This window comes from Streptomyces sp. WAC06614 (assembly GCF_003949795.1).
GTDB lineage: Bacteria > Actinomycetota > Actinomycetes > Streptomycetales > Streptomycetaceae > Streptomyces.
In genome coordinates, this window is the sequence record NZ_RPRY01000390.1 from 1 (window position 1) to 5,912 (window position 5,912).

General features: G+C 76.2%; 5 protein-coding genes. 3 read left to right on the forward strand and 2 right to left on the reverse strand.

What is annotated here, in order from left to right; translation table 11 throughout:
• Window positions 1-4 precede the first annotated feature (4 nt).
• Together EF918_RS31400 and EF918_RS31405 are read left to right on the forward strand one after the other, a co-directional pair.
• Window positions 5-934, forward strand: a complete 930-nt coding sequence (locus EF918_RS31400; protein ID WP_125652322.1) for a virginiamycin B lyase — start codon at window positions 5-7, stop codon at window positions 932-934.
• A 275-nt stretch (window positions 935-1,209) separates the two neighbouring features.
• Window positions 1,210-2,613 carry a DEAD/DEAH box helicase gene (locus tag EF918_RS31405; protein WP_125652319.1) on the forward strand — a complete coding sequence of 468 codons (1,404 nt, stop codon included), beginning with the start codon at window positions 1,210-1,212 and terminating at the stop codon, window positions 2,611-2,613.
• Between the two features lie 52 nt (window positions 2,614-2,665).
• Here the strand turns inward: EF918_RS31405 and EF918_RS31410 are convergent, their stop codons facing one another.
• The gene (locus EF918_RS31410) at window positions 2,666-4,000 is read right to left on the reverse strand and encodes an SDR family NAD(P)-dependent oxidoreductase (RefSeq protein ID WP_260610838.1); all 1,335 of its coding nucleotides are present in this window, start codon (window positions 3,998-4,000) and stop codon (window positions 2,666-2,668) included.
• Between the two features lie 625 nt (window positions 4,001-4,625).
• On the opposite strand from EF918_RS31410, the gene EF918_RS31415 reads away from it, so the two are divergent.
• Window positions 4,626-5,096 carry a hypothetical protein gene (locus tag EF918_RS31415; RefSeq protein ID WP_125652321.1) on the forward strand — a complete coding sequence of 157 codons (471 nt, stop codon included), beginning with the start codon at window positions 4,626-4,628 and terminating at the stop codon, window positions 5,094-5,096.
• Between the two features lie 16 nt (window positions 5,097-5,112).
• Here the strand turns inward: EF918_RS31415 and EF918_RS31420 are convergent, their stop codons facing one another.
• Window positions 5,113-5,745, reverse strand: a complete 633-nt coding sequence (locus EF918_RS31420; protein ID WP_125652323.1) for an NADPH-dependent FMN reductase — start codon at window positions 5,743-5,745, stop codon at window positions 5,113-5,115.
• Window positions 5,746-5,912: the final 167 nt, after the last annotated feature.

Below are 5,912 nucleotides of genomic sequence, written 5' to 3' on the forward strand. Positions count from 1 at the left end.
CCCCATGACCGCACCTCGTACCCCCACTCCCGCCCCCGTCCTCGCCGGGCTGCGGACCTACCCCGTCGCCGAGCCGGGTTCCGGCCCGTACGGGATCACGGCCGGGCCCGACGGGGCCCTGTGGTGCACCCTGGTGCACGCGGGGCGGATCGCTCGGCTGGCGCCCGCCGGGGAGCGGGCGGAGCTGACCGAGTTCGCGCTCGACTCCCCCGGCTGCGGGCCCTCCGTGATCACCGCGGGCCCCGACGGCGCCCTGTGGTTCACGCGGATGCGGGACCACCGCATCGGGCGGATGACCACCGACGGGCGGGCGAGCTCGTACGCCCTGCCCACGCCCGGTGCCGGCCCCTACGGCATCGCCGCCGGGCCCGACGGGGCGCTCTGGTTCACCCAGCTGCACACCGGGCTGATCGGGCGGATCACCCCCGCCGGCGAGGTCACCGACTTCCCGCTGCCCGTCGAGGGCGCCTTCCCCTCGATGATCACCGCGGGCCCGGACGGCGCGCTGTGGTTCACCCTCAACCAGGCCGACGCGGTGGGCCGCATCACGACCGGCGGCGAGGTCCGCGTGCACCGGTTGCCGACGGCGGGCTCCGGGCCCGTGGGGCTGGCCGCCGGGGCCGACGGGGCGCTGTGGTGCGCCCAGATCGGCGCGGGGCGGATGGGGCGGGTGACGCCGGACGGCAAGGTCGAGGAGTTCGCGCTGCCCGATCCCGGCTGCCGCCCGCACGCGGTCACCGCCGGGCCGGACGGCGCCTGCTGGTACACGGCGTGGGGCACCGGGCGCATCGGCCGGATCACGGCCGAGGGCCGGGTGACGGAGTACGCCCTCCCGGATGCCGCGTCCGAACCCCACGGCCTGGCCTTCGGCCCCGACGGCGCCCTGTACACGGCCCTGGAGCACGGCGGCATCGCCCGGCTCACCTTCGCGTGAGCCTCGGGCGGGCCCTCCGCGGGCCCTGACCTGCCGTGCCAGGCGCCGCCGGCGGCCGGGCGCGGGGGCCCGGCCCGGGCGGCGGCGGCCGCGGCCGGGCGCCGGGGCCGGCCCGGCATCGGTCGGGCGCCGCGGCAGGGCCGTGGTCGGCGCCCGCCCGTAAGGCCTTGCGCTGGTAAAATGGCCGGACGCTGACGACGTAGCCGGGGCCCGTACCGCTGGGGTACGGGCCCCGGTCCGTTCCTGGTGCGTGCCGGGACGAGGAAGGTTTTCCCATGAACGCGACGCGCGAGTTCGCGCTGCCGGACACGACCACCCCGGGACTGCCGCCGGCGGCGTCGTTCGCCGAGCTCGAGCTGCCGCCGGAGCTGGTACGGGCGCTGGCCGAGCAGGCGGTGGAGGAGCCGTTCCCGATCCAGGCGGCCACCCTGCCCAACGCCCTGGCCGGGCGGGACGTCCTGGGCCGGGCGCGGACCGGCTCCGGCAAGACCCTCGCGTTCGGGCTGGCCCTGCTGGCGCGTACGGCGGGCCGGCGGGCCGATGCGAAGCGGCCGCTCGCGCTGGTCCTCGTACCGACCCGGGAGCTGGCGCAGCAGGTCACCGAAGCGCTGGACCCGTACGCGCGGGCGCTCGGCCTGCGGCTGGCCACGGCGGTCGGCGGGCTGCACATCGGTCGGCAGGCCACCGTGCTCAAGGCCGGGGCCGAGGTCCTGGTCGCCACCCCGGGCCGGCTGGCCGACCTGGTGGGCCGCCGCGACTGCCACCTGGACCGGGTACGGATCACCGTCCTGGACGAGGCGGACCAGATGTGCGACCTGGGCTTCCTGCCGCAGGTGCTGGAGGTCCTGGGCCAGGTGCGGCCCGACGGGCAGCGGTTGCTGTTCTCGGCCACGCTCGACAAGAACGTCGACCGGCTGATCCACGAGCACCTGAACGACCCGGTGGTCGCGGCGGTCGACGCGGCGGCGGGCGCGGTGAGCACCATGGAGCACCACGTGCTGCACGTGACCGGCACCGACAAGCAGCGCACCGCGACCGAGATCGCGGCGCGCGAGGGGCGGGTGCTGATGTTCCTGGACACCAAGCACGGCGTCGACCGGTTCACCCGGCACCTGCGCGGCAGCGGCGTACGGGCGGCGGCCCTGCACAGCGGGAAGTCGCAGCCGCAGCGCACGCACACGCTGGAGCAGTTCCAGCAGGGCGAGATCACGGTGCTGGTCGCCACCAACGTCGCGGCCCGCGGGATCCACGTGGACGCCCTCGACCTGGTCGTCAACGTCGACCCGCCGGCCGATGCCAAGGACTACCTGCACCGCGGCGGCCGCACGGCCCGGGCCGGGGAGTCCGGGCGGGTGGTCACGCTGGTCACGCCGGGCCAGCGCAAGGACGTGAACCGGCTGCTGACGGAGGCCGGGATCCGCCCGACCGTCACCGCGGTCCGGCCCGGTGACGCCGAGCTCGGCCGGATCACGGGCGCCCGGCAGCCGTCGGGCGTGCCACTGCCCGGGAGCACCGCGCCCGCCACGGACGGCGGCGGCGAACAGGCCGGCGCGACCACCCTCGGCTTCCGCGGCCGTGGCAGCAGCCCGGGCGGCCGGGCCAAGGAGTCCCGCAAGACGGCGGAGGCCCGCAAGCTGGCCGAGGCCAGGCGGGCGGCCAAGGTGCGGCGCGGCCGCTGAGGAACCGGGCCTTGCCGGTACCGGCGGTACGGGTGCCGTAGCCAGGCAGGGGTCACCAATCGGCCTCGTGGTAGTCCTTGAGGAAGACGCCCGACACCGGGGCGCCCGCCTCGCCACGCACGATCGGGTCGTAGACGCGGGCCGCGCCGTCGACGATGTCGAGCGGGGTGCGGAAGCCGCTGCGGGCGATCCGGTCCTTGCGCGGCGTCGGGTTCTCGTCGGTGATCCAGCCGGTGTCGACGCTGCACATGTGGACGCCGTGGGCGGCGAGTTCGGGGCCGCTGGTGCGGGTCAGCATGTTCAGGGCGGCCTTCGCCATGTTGGTGTGCGGGTGCCCGGAGGTCTTGCGGCGCACCGCGAACCGCCCTTCCACCGCCGTCACGTTGACCACGTAGCGGTGCGGACGCGGCGAGGCCAGCAGGAGCGGCAGCAGCCGGTCGACCAGGAGGGCCGGCGCCAGGGCGTTGACGAGCTGGGTCTCCAGCAGTTCGGCCGGATCCAGCTCGCCCAGGCGGGCCGACCAGGAGTTGGCGGGGGCGGGGTCGGGCAGCAGGCCCGCCTCGTCGGCCGCGAGGGCGGCCTCGCCCGCACCGGCCTCGTCCAGGACCAGGGCGAGGGCTCCCGAGGCACCGCTGCCGCCGCCCGGCAGGGCCCGTACGGGCTCGTAGCCGGGCGCGTGCCACAGCCGGGCGGGGCCGGGGGCGGGGAGCGCCGCCCGCTCCCCCGCGGCGAGGAGCGCGTAGGACGCGGGCGGGCGGCGGACGGTCTGCGCGGCGTTGTTGACGAGGACGTCGAGCGGCTCGCCCTCGGCGCGCAGCCGCTCGCACAGGCCGAGGACCTGGCGCGGGTCGCGCAGGTCGACGGCGACGACGGTGAGCCGGTCCAGCCAGTGCGCGCTGCCGGGCGCGGCGCGGAAGCGGGCCAGGGTGTCCTGGGGGAAGCGGCTGGTGACGAGCAGCTCGGCGCCGTCGCGGAGCATCATCAGGGCGAGCTGGAAACCTATCTTGACGCGGCCTCCGGTGAGCAGGACGCGCCGACCGGTCAGGTCGCACCGCAGGCCGCGGCGTGCGGAGTTGTCGGCGGAACAGCCCGGGCACAGCAGGTGGTAGTGGCCGTCGACCTGGTGGTAGAAGGACTTGCAGACGTAGCAGCGCCGGGGGCGCAGCAGCTCGCCGGCGGTGGGGCGGGGCACGGCCGGGGTCTCCAGCGGCGCGTCCTCGCGCCGCCCGGGGTCGCCGGTCGCGGTCGCGGCGAGCACGGCCGCGTCGGCGGCGGCACGGTCCCGGGCACGGTTCTTGCGGCGGCGATGGCGCCCGTCGCGGGCGAAGGACGCGGCGACCTCCTCGGCCCGTAGCCGGACCGGGTCGTCCACGGGCAGGGCCCGCAGCCGGGCGACCGTACGGTCGAACGCGGCGAGCTCCTGCGCGGTGAGGGGCTCGGCGGTACCCGTCCCCGGGCCGCCCGTATCCGTCCCCGGGCCGCCCGTACCCGTCCGGTCCGTCAACTTTCCCGCCGCCCCACTGGTGTCCGTGCCGTGTGTCACCCGCCCGGACGGCCGGATCCGAACCGGTGCGAGCCGGCGCGAACCGGCGTCCGCCGTCATGCCGTGACGGTGCGACGGCCTCTGCGCCACGTCCGGACGGTCCGGAGATCCTAACGGGCGCGCTCCGGCTCCAGCAGCCGGTTTTGCACCGGCCCGGCCGGTCACACCGCAACCGCACGAAACAGGAGCCTCAACCGCACCTGTTCCGTGGTGAGTTCGTTCTTCAGTGGTGACACATCCGTTGAGCGGGTCGGCAGGGCGGGAGCACACTGCGGTGGAGGCGGACGAAGGTTCTCACGGGCAGGGAGGCACCGCGGTGGGCCATGGACGCGGAACCGGAAGGGGAACGGTAGCGGGAACGAGAACGGCGTCGGGGTCGGGAACGGGCTGGAGCTGCGACCGAGGCCCCGGAACGGGCCGAGGCCGGAGCCGCGGCCAGGGCAACGGCCGGGCCAAGGTGGCCACGCTGGTGGTGCTCGTGCTCGCTGCGGCGGTCGGCTGCCAGGGCGGGGCCGAGGATCCCGGGGGCCGGGCCGGCGGTTCGTCCGCTCTCGGGCCCCGGACGGCGCAGGGGGCCGGGTTCGTCCAGGTCGGTCATGTCAGCCCGGACTACGCCGCGGACGGCAAGGCGCACGTGGCGTGCTCCGAGATCGAGGCGCGGTTCACCGTGGGTCCGGTGGATCCCTCGGGCGCGCCGGCGCACTGGCGGGCGACGGCGCTGGACCACGACCCGGGCGAGGGCGGCGCGGGCATCGACCGCGGGGTCGCACCGGACGTGGTGATCACGCCCGACGCGGGCACGCTGGAGCCGGGAGGGCAGGCCACGGTGCGGGTGCGGGGCCGGTTCGACGGCGAGCGGCCGGTGTTCTGGGTGCTGGTCGAGGCGCCGGGTCCGGACGGGGACGACGTCCGGCAGCGGATCGCGTTCTCCTGCCGCTGACGGCCGGGCCTCGGGGTCAGTCCTGGGCGCGGGTGGTGACCGGGGCGTCGGTGCGGTCGCCGAGGAACTCGTACCAGCGGCGCTGGAGGCAGAGGTAGCGGGTGTCGGCCTCGACCAGGGCCAGGAACGAGTCCACGGTCTCGGTGAGCCGCTCGGCGAGCCCGGTGTCGGCCAGCCGGCCGTCCTCGGTGAAGGCCTGGTGCGCACCGGCCAGGCTGAACATGTCGGGGTAGACGCGGGCGCCCAGGTGCTCCAGCGGGACCCGCAGCGCCCACAGGCCGCGGTTGCCTCCGACCATGGACGGGGAGGCCGAGACCAGCAGGGTCTGCTTGTCCTTGAACGGCTGCGGCCGGAAGCGGGAGACCCAGTCGATGGCGTTCTTGACCACGCCGGGCACCGAGGCGTTGTACTCGGGCGAGGCGATGACCAGGGCCTGCGCCGCCTCGATCCGGTCGCGCAGCGCGGCGGCGGCCGGCGGAGGGCCGTGACCGGCCTCGGTGTCACCGTCGTAGGCGGGCATGGCGAAGTCGCCGAGGTGGGCGAGGTCGACGTCCGGCCCGGCCTCGGTGACGATCCGGGCGACGAGCGAGGCCAGGCTCCGGTTGACCGACCCGGCCCGGGAGGAACCGGCCAGCACGAAGACGCGCAGGCCGGAACGGGCGGATCCGTCCCCGGAGAGGGACCCGAGGGCGGGCCGGGCCGGGTCGGTCGGGAAGCGGACGTCGTCGGTCGGAACCACGGGCTCTCCTCGGCGGCACGGGAACGGGGCCGGCGGGGGACGGCCTCGGCGACGCCGACTGTACGGTCCCCCACGGC